Origin of the sequence: Parabacteroides sp. B2-S-102 (genome assembly GCF_023656665.1) — a bacterium.
Lineage (GTDB): Bacteria > Bacteroidota > Bacteroidia > Bacteroidales > Tannerellaceae > Parabacteroides > Parabacteroides distasonis.
This window is the reverse complement of record NZ_JAMOKM010000010.1, coordinates 143,390-158,037: the sequence shown is the minus strand read 5'-3', so window position 1 is coordinate 158,037 and position 14,648 is coordinate 143,390. Positions and strand designations below refer to the sequence as shown.

The window sequence follows — 14,648 nt, the reverse complement described above, 5'->3', positions numbered from 1 at the left end:
TATGATGTTTTTTTTATTAGTTAGTGTGATAGTTTGGGGTGGTGGGTTACTGGCTTTCATAATCCTTCTATTTTGGGCAAGGCCGGAGCGATGGACATTTAAGTCTTTTTGCCTTTGGTTGGCTACTTGGGTCTCATGGGGATGTTGTCCGCCTTTGTACGTGTGGATTGAGCGGAAATGGCGGCGGGCGAGTTGGAGAAGGTGTTCTTATGCGCTGTTATCCCCTATCTCTCTTATTAGCTTAATATATGTTTGCTCGTTTGTATCAGATATCGTCAATAAGCCGTATGGGAGCCGTATGGAGATCTCATACAAGGTAGGTGTAGGATTGCCAGCGTACGAGGTTATAGATCGCACCTATGGAAAAAAGTCGTTCACTTTGGACTATATTGATCGGATAGATATTAAGTTTGAACCGGGTCGTGAAACGGAGAGATTCTATTGGTGGATGAAGACGAATCCCCCGGCTCATTGGAGCATGTCGGAGGACGGTAGTTTTTACTTTAATGAGATTTCGGAAGATGGAACCTTCTTCACAATGCGTATAGATCCCCAGAAGGGTACGGCATGCATAGAATATGGAGCGTGGTAGATAACTGGGGTTCGATTGTTAGGGGGAGGCCTTGTACCTGTGGACGGCGGCGAGAGTCCTTTACCCCCCTTTGTTTTTCTTTTGGTGTTTGATTGTATAGGCTATAGTTACGTAATCGCTTAGCATCATATGTTGATTTATGTGTGTCTTTTGTATTATTGAGAATAATTTGTATCTTTGTACCAAAGAAAGCGATCATTTGAAGAATGAAGTTCTTTGATTTTGTTACCAGTTTGTTACCTATAACGGAAAATGTGTTCGCTTTCTTTTGATTTTTAATCAGTTATAAAACCATGGGGATGACCGGTTTTGACAGCGGGTAGAAGTGGTTTGTAAGCATGTAGTGCGTGGTTGGCTTGCACTTAAATCTCAGACAACGAACAATTAACTGGCGAAAATAATTACGCTCTCGCTGCTTAATCGAAGTATAGTAGATTCAAGCTTAATCCCTGCAAAAGTTGCGGGGACGTGACATCACCCGGATGCTGTGGCTCCGAAGCGTTCCGATCAGGTGGTGCAGCAATATCGGAGATAGTTTGAGATAAGCCTCGGGTCTCAGGCGAAACTTTAGAGGATAAGGGATGAGTGGGTGGCTTCGGTCTTGCTCTTCCCCGACAATGAAGGCGAAGATAAACATGTAGAAAGCAAATTAATTCCTCGTTTGGACGAGAGTTCGAATCTCTCCATCTCCACGGAATGAAAAAAGGTCTTACGGATTGTCCGTAAGACCTTTTTTCATTCATTGTAAACCCATTTATAAGGAGGTGGCGGTACGTATGGACCAGCCTTTTGATGGGGTAATATATCAACCGATTTGACGATTACGTTATTACCTTTCTGGGTACAAACCAGACATTTTGAACGTAATTTCCTTTTAGCCATGTTGAAGACGATATTCGGATTGAAATGAACTCCGTTTATACGAGTCTCAAAATGTAAATGCTCGGTAGTAGCCCTGCCAGTACGTCCGGTTAAGGCGATCGGTTGTCCGGCGAGAACACGATCTCCGGGTTTAACCAAGTTCTTGGAGTTGTGGCTATAGATCGTTTCCAGTCCATTATAATGGCGAACAACGATAACGTTGCCATAGGCGGCGAATGGTTTCGCCATCCTGACAATACCATCGAAAGCAGACACGATCGTATCGTTGGCACAAGTTTTGATATCTACTCCGGAATGATGTCTTCTCCTTCCCCCGTAAGGAGAGATCACGTTTCCATTTGGAAGGGGAAATGCGTATTCCCCGGCGGGGATTAAGGATAAATCAATAATTTCCGTGTTATTCTCATCGAATAGCTTGGGGTCCTTGATCGCTATCTGGCTTTTATCACGGGGCGTAAAGGCTTCCGTGATATCTTTTCTAGGAGAATGACAAACCGCTAGCTCCGGAGCTTCCGGCAACATGAAATTGAAATCCACGACGGGAAGAGGAATATTTGCCGTAGGGAAATCCACAGTTTCGGGAGGGGCCGGGCGTGGAGCAGGCTTTTGCGTACGGCAAGACGCAAATAAAATTAGCGTAAGAATGAGTATTCCATTGTGTATTTTAGATGCCATTAGATATTGTTTTACCACAAAAGTATAAAAAAGCCTCTTTCAATGGCCTATATTTCCGATATGTTTATACTTCTTTTTATTCTTTGTGTTTTTTCTGATAGTTGAATTTGCCTACCTTTGTAAAGGTAAAATGGAGATATTATACGATGATTGAGGGGACTAGTTTGTCTCTTTGGTCAGAGAGGATGACGATATTGTATTTGCTGGTATTTCTCTAAACTGAAAACGACCAATTTAAAGTACACAGAGAAATAGACAATGCGAATACACCTGTATTTGGTGTGTTCCTTTGCCTTATTTCTGTTGTGTACAAGGCATTTGGTCGTGCCGCAGTTTGACGGGTTTAAGGTAAAGTGTAACACACCTTTTCTCAGATGTGGGTTTATTTATGAGATAAGATTACCTTAAAAACGGCTTTTGTATATGAAAGAACAAAAGGAGATACATATCGGTTCGTTAATAAAGGAGAAAATGGAAGAGCGGGGACTTTCGGTTTCCGATTTTGCCCATGCGCTTCATTATGAACGTACCAATATTTATAAGATATTTAAGCGAAGCAGTATTGATGTGGATTTGTTACTGCGTATATCGGAAGTCTTAGCCTATGATTTCTTGCGGGAGGTGTATTTAGCGGACGAACCCCGGCGATATTCAATCACTATAGAAGCGGACAAGGAAGATATAGAGGAGATCCGTAAATGGCTGTTAGAGAAAAGGCGTGAATAAGTTTCACGCTTTCGTGAAATAAGATCACGGTCGATATAAGACCGGTCACTTTGATTGTTTCTACATTTGACCGTCTCGATGTTTCATCATAACATTAGAGAAATAGGTTAAATCAAGGCCGTGCTCTTCTTGTTCCGTATGTGAATATAGGCAGGAAGAAAGCGGCCACTTTTTTCTTCTGTGTACGTGCACAATTCGATTATTTCCTTTATATTTGTCGATAAACAACGAATTGTTAACATTTCTAATATGAAAGTTCTAAAGACCGCCCTGCTATTCCTGATGTGCGTATCTTTCTCCTTCTCCTGTAAGGAAGGAGTAAAGGAAGTAAGGGTGCTGAAACTGGCACACGGATTGCCCCCCAGCCATTCCGTCCATTTAGGATTGCTCTATATGAACGAGCGTCTGAAAGAGTTGTCCGGAGGAAAGATGAGCATGGACATTTATTCTTCCGCTCAATTGGGATCCGAAAATCAATGTATAGAGTTGCTTCAAATAGGAAGTCTCGATATCACGAAAGTTTCCTCCGCCGCGTTGGAAGGATTTGCCGATCCGTTTAAGGTATTTGGCATACCTTATCTATTCCGTTCCCGTGAGCAGTTTTTCGAGGTGTTGGATGGTTCGGTAGGTAAACAGATATTGGGATCAACGGAACCTTATTGGTTTAGGGGACTCGCTTATTTTGACTCGGGGGCCCGTAGCTTTTATACGGTAAACAAGCAGATTCGTACTCCCGAGGATCTGAAAGGACTGAAGATCCGTGTGCAAAAGAGCCCGATAGCCGTGGAGATGATGAAGACATTCGGTGGTTCGGCTACTCCCGTGGATTGGGGTGAATTGTATACGGCCTTACAAAGTAATGTCGTGGATGGAGCCGAGAATAATACGCCTTCCGTGACAACAGCGTTCCATCATGAGGTGGTAAAATACTATTCAGTCAATGAGCACACGATGTGTCCGGACGTGATCATCATTAGCTTGGCTACTTGGCAGAAGCTGACGGAACAAGAACGTAATTGGCTGCGACAGGCCGCTGACGCCGCCGCTATTTATCAACGGAAACTTTGGGCGGAGCAAGAGAAGCAATCGCTAGAGGAGATGGAAGCGCACGGAGTGGAAATTATTTACCCGGATAAGCAGCCGTTTATGGATGCCGCCGCCCCGATGATCGAGCGGTTTAAGAATGATCCGGTTTTTCATGATTTAATCGATCAAATACAGAATACCCATGAGAAAGATAATTGATAAAGGATTGGAGCTATCGTTGATTTTCTTGATGGCTTTCTTGGTCGTGGATGTGCTATGGCAGGTATTAAGCCGGTATATTCTGGTTTCCCCGAGTTCCGTGACGGATGAATTGGCCGGATATTTATTGATCTGGGTGGGATTGTTGGGGGCCGCTTATGTATCCGGTAAAAATGAGCATCTAGCGATCGATTTATTGCTTCAACATATGCGTCCTTCCCGCAGAAAGCTCTTGCGATTGTTTATCTTCTTGATCGTATTTTTATTCGCTGTATTTGTATTGATCGTAGGAGGGGCTTGGCTGGTATACACTCGTTTTCATTTGGGAGTTACTTCGGCTTCCTTAGAGATTAATTTAGGATATGTGTATTTGGCATTGCCGCTAGGGGGATTGCTTACCGCTTATTATGCGATAGATAACGCGATCGCCTTATTTCGTTCCTCTAATTCTTAAAAGACTGATGATATGGATATTATAGGTATACTCGTATTAGTGATAAGTTTCTTTTTCCTGCTGGTGGTCGGGGTTCCGGTAGCGTATAGCATTGGTGTGGCGGGTATATTGACGATGCTCGTGAATATAGACTCGCTTCCCGCCCTTACGACTTATGCGATGCGTATGGCTTCGGGTCTGGACAGTTTCGCTCTGCTGGCGATCCCGTTTTTTATATTGGCGGGGAATATCATGAATAGCGGAGGTATCGCCTTGCGCTTGATCGATTTCGCCAAGGTGCTGGTCGGACGGTTACCCGGAGGACTGGCGGTAGTCAATGTCGTGGCGAATATGTTATTCGGGGCGATCAGTGGCTCTGCCGCCGCCGCTGCCTCTGCTATCGGGAGTATTATGACACCGGAGATGAAAAAGGCCGGTTACGATCCGAATTTCAGTGCCGCCGTAAATATCTCTTCCGCCACTACCGGCATGACGATACCTCCGAGTAATGTCTTGATCGTTTACTCCTTGGCGAGTGGTGGAGTCTCTGTATCCGCCTTGTTTATGGCTGGTTATCTACCGGGAATTCTTACGGGAGTGGCGATCATGATCGTAGCCGCTATGTTTGCCGCACGAAAGGGGTATCCGGTTGGCGTACGTGTTCCGTTCTCGGAGGCGACAAGGGTATTTTTCAGGGCGATCCCTAGTTTGATGCTATTGGTGATCGTGATCGGAGGAATCTTGGCGGGACTGTTTACGGCGACCGAGGCTTCGGCGATCGCTGTATTGTATGCGTTAATCCTCTCTTTTATCTATAAAGAACTTACTTGGGCTAAATTGCCGCAAGTGTTATTGCGATCGGCCAAGACTACGGCTATCGTCCTTCTTTTGGTGGCGACTTGTACGGGCTTGTCTTGGATCATGAGCTATGAGAATATTCCTCAAACGGTAAGTGCCGCTCTGCTGAGCATAAGCGACAATCCGGTGGTCATCTTGATACTTATAAACGTGATCCTATTGATTGTCGGGATCTTTATGGACATGACGCCCGCTGTCTTGATCTTTACCCCGATCTTCCTGCCGATAGCGACGGGGCAATTGGGGATGGACCCGGTACATTTCGGGATCATGATGGTATTGAACCTTTGTGTGGGATTATGTACGCCACCGGTGGGTTCGGTATTGTTTATCGGATGTAGCGTAGCGGGGACAAAGATCGATCAGGTGATCCGTCCGTTGCTGCCGATGTTTGCGGCGATGGTTATTGTCTTGTTCTTGGTGGCCTTCTTGCCGGATTTAAGTTTATTGATTCCCCGGTTGTTCGGTTTGTGATGTTCCCCCATAGGGTCGAGGTAGCCTTGTGCTATAAATAGGGCAGTACTGTGTACGAAGTATTCCAGTACTTACGTGCTGAGTACCGCAATACTTCGTACAGAGTACTGTAGTACTTTAGCCACAGTACTGCGGTACTTCGTACACAGTACTGTGCTAACTGTAAGACGCTGTCTTTTTAATGTCCTTTGAACAGGGATAAGGCGATACCCATCTCCAATCCCCGTAGCTCGGCCAGACCCCGTAAACGTCCGATGCAGGAGTAGCCCGGGTTGGTTTTCTTCTTTAGGTCGTCTATCATTTGATGTCCATGATCCGGTCGCATGGCGATGGAGCATTGGCGGCGTTGTTGCAATTCCAGTAAGGCTTTCATGACACCGTACATATCCACATCGCCTTCCAGATGGTTCGCCTCGAAGAAATTACCCTCGGAATCTCGTTGCGTGCTGCGGAAATGAACGAAATCGATCCGATCCCCGTAACGTTCCATGATCCCGGCCAAGTCGTTATCACTTCTGACACCGAAAGAACCTGTGCATAGGCAAAGCCCGTTGCTAGGATTCGGCACGGCCTCTATTAACTTCCGGAAATCATCTTCCGTGCTCAAGATACGGGGAAGCCCGAGAATGGAATAGGGGGGATCATCCGGATGGATAACGAGCTTGACACCGGCCTCGTCCGCCACGGGAGCTATTTCCCGTAAGAAATAGATCAGGTTCGAGCGAAGTCTCTCCGCGTCGATATCTTTATAACGGTCTAACGCTTCCCTAAACTGCTCGATCGTAAAAGTCTCTTCCGAGCCGGGTAGTCCGGCGATCATATTGCGAACCAACAGCTGGCGGTCTTCCTCGCTCATAGCGTCATAGCGTGCCTTGGCTTTCGCCTTGTCCGCCTCCGTATATTCGGCTTCCGCCGCCGGTCGTTTCAATATAAATAAGTCGAACGCCATAAAAGCCGCGCGTTCAAAGCGCAAGGCTTTGGAACCATCCGGCATCGTATAAGCCAAATCGGTACGAGTCCAGTCCAATACCGGCATGAAGTTGTAAGTAACTACCCGGATATCGCAAGCTCCCAGATTACGGATGCTTTGTTTGTAGTTTTCTATATAGGTTTGAAAATCCCCGGTTTGCGTCTTGATATGCTCGTGTACGGGCACACTCTCAACCACACTCCACCGTAATCCGGCGGATTCGATCAAGGCTTTCCGCTTTTGAATCTCTTCCGTAGTCCAAACTTCCCCATTCGGGATATGGTGCAACGCATTTACGATACCGGTGGCACCCGCCTGACGGATGTCCCAAAGGCTGACAGGATCATTCGGTCCGTACCAACGCCAAGTTTGCTCACATAGATACATAATGAATAATTTTTAAATTTATCAATGTGCCAATATACCAATGCGGTTTGATACATGGCTGGTTGGCACATTGGCACATTATTTAGATGGAGAAAGCGTCGAAACCTCCGTCTATGGGGATCACGGTACCGGTTACGAATGCGGAGGCGTCGCTCGCCAGCCATTGTAAAGTACCGAGTAACTCCTCCGGTTTTCCTAAGCGGCGGAACGGCGTGTGCGCGACGATCGTGTTGCAACGATCACTAGGTGATCCATCCGGATTGCTCATCAATGCCCGGTTCTGCTCGGTAAGGAAGAATCCCGGTGCCATGGCGTTTACTCGCAGGCCCTCTCCGAATTTAATCGCTAGCTCCCCGGCCATGTATTGCGTGAAATTGTTGATAGCGGCTTTCGCACATCCATAGCCAACCACACGAGTCAATGGGCGTAGGGACGATTCGGACGAGATGTTAATAATGCTTCCTTTCCCTTGTCCCACCATGACCTCGGCGAAGACCATTGTCGGCAGTACGGTCCCGAATAAGTTCAGGTCCACGACCGTCCGGAAAGCATCGATATCCAGATCAAAGATCGTCTTGTCGGGAGGAATCGTCGCTCCGGCTTGGTTGCCACCCGCCAAATTGACTAAAACATCAATCTTCCCATATGCTTTCAATATCTCTTGCTTGTTTTGCTCCAGCAAGGCTTTATCCAGTACGTTTGAAACCAAGAATAAGGCCTCGCCCCCTTCCGCTTTAATCTCACCAACCAAGGCAGATCCTTTTTGCTCGTTTCGTCCGAGGATTACGACGTACGCGCCTTCTCTCGCCAAGTGCTTGGCCATGCAGGCTCCTAATATACCATAGCCTCCGGTCAACAAAATCACTTTCTCTTTTACGCTAAATAAGGAGTTCATCAGATATAATTATTGTAGTATTGTATATTTTCCTTTACCAAGATATCGATCGGCATATAATTGACAGGCTCAATTTTCTCCTTAAGGATCAAATGCCTGAAAAGTGCCTTGATACAATGATATCCTTGTACCTCCGGTCGCTGGGCGATCAAATGCGTGATCAAGCCGTTTTCCAGATAACGGACATTCGGTTCTATCACATCGTAGCCAAGAAGCTTGAAAGGATAGTCCGGTCGTTCGCTACTTAGATAATCTCCAAGGAAATGGGCCCTCGAATTAAAGATGATACCGATTCTTACTTGAGGATATTTGTCGAAGAAAGTATTCAGTAGTCTCGTATTCTCTTCTCGGTCATCCGCGTGCACATGCAGCAAATGAATCTTTCCCTTGAATGAGGTATTGGCGAGATAATCCCGGAATCCTTCCTCTCGCTTCTGCACTTGCGTAGAACATGAATCCCCCTTACGGGTGAAACGGAAAATCACTAGATCGTCCTCTTCACGGATTTGCTCGAATAAAAGGCGTCCCGCTATATACCCCGAATCATATGAATGCGTTCCGTAGTAAGAGATACAATTCGTGTGGTCGATAAAAGAATCGATTAATATATAAGGAATACCTTTCAGGTCTAGCCGCTGGGTCAAGGTCAAGACACTTTGCTTGAATAATGTAGCGATGATAACCCCTTGGCAATCCGCGGTCTCAATCTTCGGGATTAATTCGTCGAAACTGTTGCTATCGTATTGGTCAAAATAGATTTGCTCGACATCTATATTATAGCTAAACAATTCCCGTTCCGCTTTCTCGATCCCTTGGCTTAGTTTCGCCCAGTATTCCCCTTCATGGAAAGAAGGGATCAAAGCGATGAAATGATATTTTTTCTTCAACGCTAAAGAACGGGCTATCAGATTTGGTTGATAGTCAATTTCTTTTAAGACTTTCTCCACCTTTTTCCGTGCATCCTCCGATACCTTTCCCCGCTCATGTAAAATGCGGTCTACCGTACCGGTTGATACGCCGGATAATTCGGCGATATCTTTTATCCTGTAATTTTTATTCATGGCATAGATTGTAGTGTGTATTCGTCCTCTCTGTTTATTCGAGTATTTGAAGAGGAGTATTCAATTTACGGAAAACGTAGCCATACATCATATAGATAAGAGGAACGGCGACGAAAATTCCGATACCGAACAAAATACATCCTAATATCAGGATCCCGATCATAACCAACGCCAGAATGAACAGAGGCAATACTTGTCCTTTCGTTATCTCCCAGCTTTTATGCAAAGACTCGATAATCCCGGCGTTTTCCTCGATAATAAAGGCTTGGAAGAACTGAAGGCGCAATGCCAGATAAATACCGGGGATGATAAAAAATAAGAAACCCGCCAATACGACAAATCCCGTGATAAGACTCGCTAGAAAGTAGGTGATGATATTCTTTGTCTGTTGTCCATATGCGGAAAACTGAGGTTCTTCCCCATCCAACGCCTGAAATATATTTTTCATATATCCTAAGGAGAAAATAATGGAGAATAACGCGCTGATCACGTTTACGATGATTTTACCGATAATAGAACTTTGCATGGGCATTGCGAACGCTGTCAGCGTGAAAGACAAGATACAATATCCGATTAATAATCCGGCTAATATCCATAGTTGCGACTTCGTTCCCTTCCATGCGGTACTGAATACTTCTGATATTATAAATTTAGGTTCCATAATGTATAATATTTGTTTATTGTGTGTGGACACAAATGTAAAATATATTGTTGAAAAAAACAATTTTATTTTCGTTTGAAACCAAAAGAGAAGTATTTCAACAGGTGCTTCCTTCTAAGTGCTATTAATTTAGGTGAAAAAGATAAGTAGGAAACAGAAAATCGTGTAAAAAGTTTCTACATTTGTAGGATGAAACAGCGAGTAAAGACCCTATTGTGTGAATAGATGTAAAAGATCTCCACTTGGGTTAGAAAGAGAAGGTAACTGAAAAACAGCCTTGAATATATAATTATATACAAATATGGATAAACGAATGCTGAAAATTACGATTACTCAGTTAAGGCAGATCGCATTGTTTGCGGTTGGTATGTCTTTATTAACTGCCTGTGGAAACAGTCAGAGTGGTATGAAATTAGGGGATGCTGAGTTCGCTGTGATGGCGGTCAATTCAACGACTAGCGACCAAACAACATCCTATCCGGCTACCATCAAAGGTACGCAGGATATCGAAGTCCGTCCTCAAGTTTCTGGATTTATCGTGAAATTATGTGTGGATGAGGGAGCTACGGTTCGTAAAGGACAGGCGTTGTTCCAAATTGATCCTACGCAGTACGCTGCCGCGGTAGGTCAGGCTAAGGCCGCGGTAGAGATGGCGAAGGCAAACGTAAGCACTTTAACATTGACCGAGAAGAATAAGAAAACTTTGTTTGATCAGAAAATCATCAGTGATTTCGAGTATCAGACTGCCGTGAACCAGCTGATGTCGGCAAAAGCGAGCTTGGCGCAGGCGGAGGCTCAATTGGTTAGCGCTAACCAGAACTTGTCTTTCTGTACGGTTACAAGTCCCTCGAACGGTGTTGTCGGTACATTCCCGTATCGTGTAGGTAGCTTGGTAAGCGCTTCGATCGCTCAACCGTTGACTACCGTATCTGAGATCGGTGATATGTATGTGTATTTCTCTATGACGGAAAAGGAGCTATTGGCATTGACGAAAGCCGGTGGTACCTTGAAAGAGCAATTAGAGAAGATGCCGGCCGTAAGACTGCAATTGGCGGATGGCTCTACGTACCATCATGAGGGTAAGATTGATGCCGTGAGCGGTGTCATCGATCAATCTACCGGTTCTGTAAGCATGCGTGCTATTTTCTCTAACGAGGGAAATGTCTTACGAAGCGGTGGTACTGGTAATATCATCTTCCCATATACGATGAACGATATCATTACGATCCCTCAATCGGCTACCGTGGAGATCCAGGATAAGAAATTCGTATTTGTATTGCAGCCTGATAATACCGTGAAGAATACCGAGATCAAGGTTTCCAATTTGAATGATGGCAAAAATTATTTAGTGACGGGAGGCTTGAAGTCCGGTGATAAGATTGTCGTGGAAGGCGTACAGATCTTGAAAGACGGCCAGGAAATCCAGCCGATTACTCGTGAGCAGCAAAAGGCAAAGTACGATCAGGCCTTGAAAGACCAGCATGACGGTAATTTGCAGACTGCTTTTAATTAATAGGTATATAGAATAAGACAAATATTCGCTTTTGTCGAGTAAAAACGAAAGATATGAAATTAGATAGATTTATAAACCGCCCGGTGCTCTCCACGGTGATTTCCATCTTGATTGTCATCTTGGGTTTCCTAGGCTTGATTTCCTTGCCGGTTACCCAATATCCGGATATCGCCCCTCCAACCGTTTCGGTAAGGGCAACTTATACGGGTGCCAATGCGCAAACGGTATTGAATAGTGTGATTGCGCCTTTGGAAGACCAGATCAATGGTGTTGAGAACATGATGTATATGAGTTCCAATGCCTCTAATAATGGTTCCGCGGATATCTCCATTTATTTTAAGCAAGGAACGGACCCGGATATGGCGGCTGTCAATGTGCAGAACCGTGTATCTATGGCACAAGGTTTGTTGCCCGCCGAGGTAACGCAGATTGGTGTGACGACCCAGAAACGTCAGAACTCAATGTTGTTGGTTTTCTCCGTATATGCGGAAGATGATCGTTATGACTCAGAGTTTCTTGAGAATTACGCGAAGATTAACTTGATCCCGGAAGTCCAGCGTGTGCCGGGTGTCGGTGATGCCAACGTGTTGGGTACGGACTACTCCATGCGTATTTGGTTGAAGCCGGATGTGATGGCCCAATATAAATTAAGTCCGAGCGACGTAACCGTTGCCTTGTCTGAACAGAACGTAGAGGCCGCTCCGGGTTCGTTCGGCGAACAAGGAAATCAGTCTTTCCAATATACGATCCGCTATAAAGGACGTTTGCAAGAGGCTAATGAGTTTGAGCAGATTGTTGTAAAGGCTTTGCCGGATGGTGAGGTCTTGCGTTTGAAAGATATCGCTGATATCGAGTTGGGGCGTTTGACTTACAACTTTATCAACCGTGTAAATGGTCACGACGCCGTTACCTGTATCGTTTACCAGATGCCGGGAACCAACGCTACGGAAACAATTAGTAACATTGAAACCTTGCTGGAGGAAACCCAGTTGACAATGCCTCCCGGAATGAAGGTGAATATTTCCATGAATGCCAATGACTTCTTGTTCGCTTCTATCCATGAGGTAATCAAGACTTTGTTGGAGGCGTTCGTATTGGTGTTTATCGTGGTATATGTGTTCTTGCAGGATTTGCGTTCTACGTTGATTCCGGCTATCGCTATCCCGGTTGCCTTGATCGGTACCTTCTTTATGTTATCCTTGATCGGATTTAGTATCAACTTGTTGACTCTTTGTGCTATGGTGCTTGCCATCGCGATTGTGGTCGATGATGCGATCGTCGTCGTCGAGGGTGTCCATGCCAAGTTGGACCAAGGGTACAAGTCGGCGAAACTAGCTTCTATCGATGCCATGAGTGAGTTGGGTGGCGCTATCGTCTCCATTACGTTGGTCATGATGTCCGTGTTTATTCCCGTAAGTTTCATGGGAGGTACGGCCGGTACGTTCTATCGCCAGTTCGGTCTGACGATGGCGATCGCTATCGGTTTGTCCGCTTTGAACGCCTTGACATTGAGTCCCGCCTTGTGTGCGATATTCCTGAAACCGCATGATGAGGAGCATAAAGAAAAGAAAACGACATTTATTTCCCGTTTCCATACCTCATTCAATGCGGCTTACGATTCTTTGCTAGCTAAGTATAAGAAGCAGGTCGTGTTCTTTATCCAGAAGAAATGGCTTTCATTCGGTATTGTCGCCGGTTGTATCGCCGTATTGGTATTCTTGATGCAGGTTACGCCTACCGGTATGGTGCCGAACGAGGATACGGGTACGATCATGGGTGCCGTTACGTTACCACCGGGAACTTCCCAGGAGCGTACCTATGAGGTGATGAATAAGGTCGATAGTTTGATCGCTGCGGATCCGGCGGTAGAGTCGCGTACGGCGGTTGTTGGTTTCAGTTTTATCGGTGGTCAAGGACCTTCTTACGGCTCATTTATCATCAAGTTGAAAGACTGGGAAGACCGTTCTATGATGCAGAACTCGGATATCGTATATGGTAGTTTGTTCATGCGTGCCCAAAAGATCGTGAAAGACGCTCAGGTATTGTTCTTTACGCCGCCTATGATCCCGGGTTACTCTGCGTCCAGTGATATTGAGTTGAATATGCAGGATAAGACCGGAGGTAATTTGGATCGTTTCTTTGATATCTCCAAGGAATATATGGCTGCTTTGACGGCACGTCCGGAGATCAAGTCCGCTCAAACTACGTTTAACCCGAACTTCCCGCAATATGAGATCGATATCGACGCTGCCGCTTGTAAGAAAGCCGGTATCAGTCCGAAGGACATCTTGTCTACCTTGCAGGGATATTATGGTGGTTTATATGCCTCTAACTTCAACCGTTTCGGTAAGATGTACCGTGTAATGGTGCAAGCGGATCCTGATTTGCGTAAGAATATGGAGTCCATGAAGAACATCAAGGTAAAGAGTGGTAACGATATGGCTCCGATTTCCCAGTTCATTACGATGAAGAAGGTATATGGCCCGGATATCATCAGCCGTTTCAATATGTATACCGCCATCAAGGTCATGGTTGCCCCGGCGGATGGTTATACCAGTGGTCAGGCGTTGAAAGCGATTGACGAGGTGGCTAAGACAACGCTTCCGGCAGGTTTCGACTATGAGTTAGGTGGTATGGCACGTGAGGAGGCAAGTACGAGTGGCAGTACGACGGCTTTGATCTTCTTGCTGTGTTTCGTATTCGTTTACTTGCTGTTGAGTGCGCAGTATGAGAGTTACATCCTTCCTTTGTCCGTATTGCTCTCCGTGCCGTTCGGTTTGATGGGTAGCTTCTTGTTCGTTCAAGGTTGGGCCGCTTTGGGAAATATCCCGGCGTTGAAGATGATCGTAGGAACCATGTCTAACAATATCTATATGCAGATCGCCTTGATCATGTTGGTAGGTTTGTTGGCGAAGAACGCTATCTTGATCGTAGAGTTCGCTTTGGAACGTCGTCGTATGGGTATGAGTATCACATGGGCTGCCGTATTAGGAGCCGCCGCCCGTTTGCGTCCGATCTTGATGACCTCATTGGCGATGGTGGTCGGATTGTTGCCTATGATGTTCGCGTTCGGAGTAGGAGCGCACGGTAACCGTACATTGGGTACAGCGGCTATCGGCGGTATGTTCATCGGTATGATCTTCCAGATCTTTATTGTTCCGGTTTTGTTCGTGGTATTCCAGTACTTACAGGAGAAATTCAAGCCGATCGAATGGGAAGATTTGGATAACAGCGATATGAGTACGGAAATAGAACAGTACGCTAAAATAAAATAAG

Annotated in this window: 12 protein-coding genes and 1 other RNA gene; 8 read left to right on the top strand and 5 right to left on the bottom strand. The window is 45.5% G+C overall.

Annotated elements, in window-relative coordinates; all coding sequences use genetic code 11:
* The first annotated feature begins 1 nt into the window (after position 1).
* Positions 2-592, top strand: coding sequence for a hypothetical protein (locus tag NBH07_RS14045; RefSeq protein ID WP_005859346.1), 591 nt, complete (start codon positions 2-4; stop codon positions 590-592).
* A gap of 295 nt (positions 593-887) precedes the next feature.
* Positions 888-1,287: a transfer-messenger RNA gene (ssrA, locus tag NBH07_RS14040) on the top strand.
* Positions 1,288-1,327: 40 nt separating this feature from the next.
* Here the strand turns inward: ssrA and NBH07_RS14035 are convergent.
* Complete coding sequence (locus NBH07_RS14035; protein ID WP_008771615.1) at positions 1,328-2,149, bottom strand: M23 family metallopeptidase; 822 nt, start codon at positions 2,147-2,149, stop codon at positions 1,328-1,330.
* 423 nt (positions 2,150-2,572) lie between these two features.
* Here NBH07_RS14035 and NBH07_RS14030 point away from each other — a divergent pair, with 423 nt between their 5' ends.
* The 4 genes from NBH07_RS14030 (at position 2,573) to NBH07_RS14015 (ending at position 5,885) form a co-directional block, all read left to right on the top strand.
* Complete coding sequence (locus NBH07_RS14030; RefSeq protein WP_005865121.1) at positions 2,573-2,875, top strand: helix-turn-helix transcriptional regulator; 303 nt, start codon at positions 2,573-2,575, stop codon at positions 2,873-2,875.
* A 249-nt stretch (positions 2,876-3,124) separates the two neighbouring features.
* Positions 3,125-4,120 carry a TRAP transporter substrate-binding protein gene (locus tag NBH07_RS14025; RefSeq protein ID WP_005855377.1) on the top strand — a complete coding sequence of 332 codons (996 nt, stop codon included), beginning with the start codon at positions 3,125-3,127 and terminating at the stop codon, positions 4,118-4,120.
* Complete coding sequence (locus tag NBH07_RS14020) at positions 4,104-4,574, top strand: TRAP transporter small permease (RefSeq protein WP_008780863.1); 471 nt, start codon at positions 4,104-4,106, stop codon at positions 4,572-4,574. The genes NBH07_RS14025 and NBH07_RS14020 overlap by 17 nt, the downstream gene beginning before the upstream one ends.
* A 12-nt stretch (positions 4,575-4,586) precedes the next feature.
* Complete coding sequence (locus tag NBH07_RS14015) at positions 4,587-5,885, top strand: TRAP transporter large permease (RefSeq protein ID WP_008780864.1); 1,299 nt, start codon at positions 4,587-4,589, stop codon at positions 5,883-5,885.
* Between the two features lie 178 nt (positions 5,886-6,063).
* Here NBH07_RS14015 and uxuA read toward each other — a convergent pair whose 3' ends face one another.
* From uxuA to NBH07_RS13995, 4 genes are all read right to left on the bottom strand, one after another.
* Positions 6,064-7,242 (bottom strand): mannonate dehydratase, encoded by a 1,179-nt coding sequence (gene uxuA / locus NBH07_RS14010; RefSeq protein WP_005855384.1) that lies wholly within the window; start codon positions 7,240-7,242, stop codon positions 6,064-6,066.
* A gap of 82 nt (positions 7,243-7,324) precedes the next feature.
* Positions 7,325-8,137 carry an SDR family oxidoreductase gene (locus NBH07_RS14005; protein WP_005865131.1) on the bottom strand — a complete coding sequence of 271 codons (813 nt, stop codon included), beginning with the start codon at positions 8,135-8,137 and terminating at the stop codon, positions 7,325-7,327.
* On the bottom strand, positions 8,137-9,198 hold the full coding sequence (locus NBH07_RS14000) for a LacI family DNA-binding transcriptional regulator (protein ID WP_009276245.1): 1,062 nt from the start codon (positions 9,196-9,198) through the stop codon (positions 8,137-8,139). Before NBH07_RS14000 ends, NBH07_RS14005 begins: the two co-directional genes overlap by 1 nt.
* A gap of 34 nt (positions 9,199-9,232) precedes the next feature.
* Positions 9,233-9,859 (bottom strand): DUF7847 domain-containing protein, encoded by a 627-nt coding sequence (locus NBH07_RS13995; protein ID WP_008780866.1) that lies wholly within the window; start codon positions 9,857-9,859, stop codon positions 9,233-9,235.
* A 301-nt stretch (positions 9,860-10,160) separates the two neighbouring features.
* Between NBH07_RS13995 and NBH07_RS13990 the strand changes: the two genes are divergently transcribed.
* Together NBH07_RS13990 and NBH07_RS13985 are read left to right on the top strand one after the other, a co-directional pair.
* Positions 10,161-11,372 (top strand): efflux RND transporter periplasmic adaptor subunit, encoded by a 1,212-nt coding sequence (locus NBH07_RS13990; protein ID WP_008771622.1) that lies wholly within the window; start codon positions 10,161-10,163, stop codon positions 11,370-11,372.
* A gap of 53 nt (positions 11,373-11,425) precedes the next feature.
* The gene (locus NBH07_RS13985) at positions 11,426-14,647 is read left to right on the top strand and encodes an efflux RND transporter permease subunit (protein WP_005865138.1); all 3,222 of its coding nucleotides are present in this window, start codon (positions 11,426-11,428) and stop codon (positions 14,645-14,647) included.
* The last annotated feature ends 1 nt before the right edge of the window (position 14,648 follow it).

Excerpts from the sequence above, each read along its gene's own strand:
- NBH07_RS14015 (WP_008780864.1), top strand. The coding sequence starts at position 4,587 with ATGGATATTATAGGTATACTCGTATTAGTGATAAGTTTCTTTTTCCTG.
- uxuA (WP_005855384.1), bottom strand. The coding sequence starts at position 7,242 with ATGTATCTATGTGAGCAAACTTGGCGTTGGTACGGACCGAATGATCCT.
- NBH07_RS14005 (WP_005865131.1), bottom strand. The coding sequence starts at position 8,137 with ATGAACTCCTTATTTAGCGTAAAAGAGAAAGTGATTTTGTTGACCGGA.
- NBH07_RS14000 (WP_009276245.1), bottom strand. The coding sequence starts at position 9,198 with ATGAATAAAAATTACAGGATAAAAGATATCGCCGAATTATCCGGCGTA.
- NBH07_RS14020 (WP_008780863.1), top strand. The coding sequence starts at position 4,104 with ATGAGAAAGATAATTGATAAAGGATTGGAGCTATCGTTGATTTTCTTG.
- NBH07_RS14030 (WP_005865121.1), top strand. The coding sequence starts at position 2,573 with ATGAAAGAACAAAAGGAGATACATATCGGTTCGTTAATAAAGGAGAAA.
- NBH07_RS13990 (WP_008771622.1), top strand. The coding sequence starts at position 10,161 with ATGGATAAACGAATGCTGAAAATTACGATTACTCAGTTAAGGCAGATC.
- NBH07_RS14035 (WP_008771615.1), bottom strand. The coding sequence starts at position 2,149 with ATGGCATCTAAAATACACAATGGAATACTCATTCTTACGCTAATTTTA.
- NBH07_RS13995 (WP_008780866.1), bottom strand. The coding sequence starts at position 9,859 with ATGGAACCTAAATTTATAATATCAGAAGTATTCAGTACCGCATGGAAG.
- NBH07_RS13985 (WP_005865138.1), top strand. The coding sequence starts at position 11,426 with ATGAAATTAGATAGATTTATAAACCGCCCGGTGCTCTCCACGGTGATT.
- NBH07_RS14045 (WP_005859346.1), top strand. The coding sequence starts at position 2 with ATGATGTTTTTTTTATTAGTTAGTGTGATAGTTTGGGGTGGTGGGTTA.
- NBH07_RS14025 (WP_005855377.1), top strand. The coding sequence starts at position 3,125 with ATGAAAGTTCTAAAGACCGCCCTGCTATTCCTGATGTGCGTATCTTTC.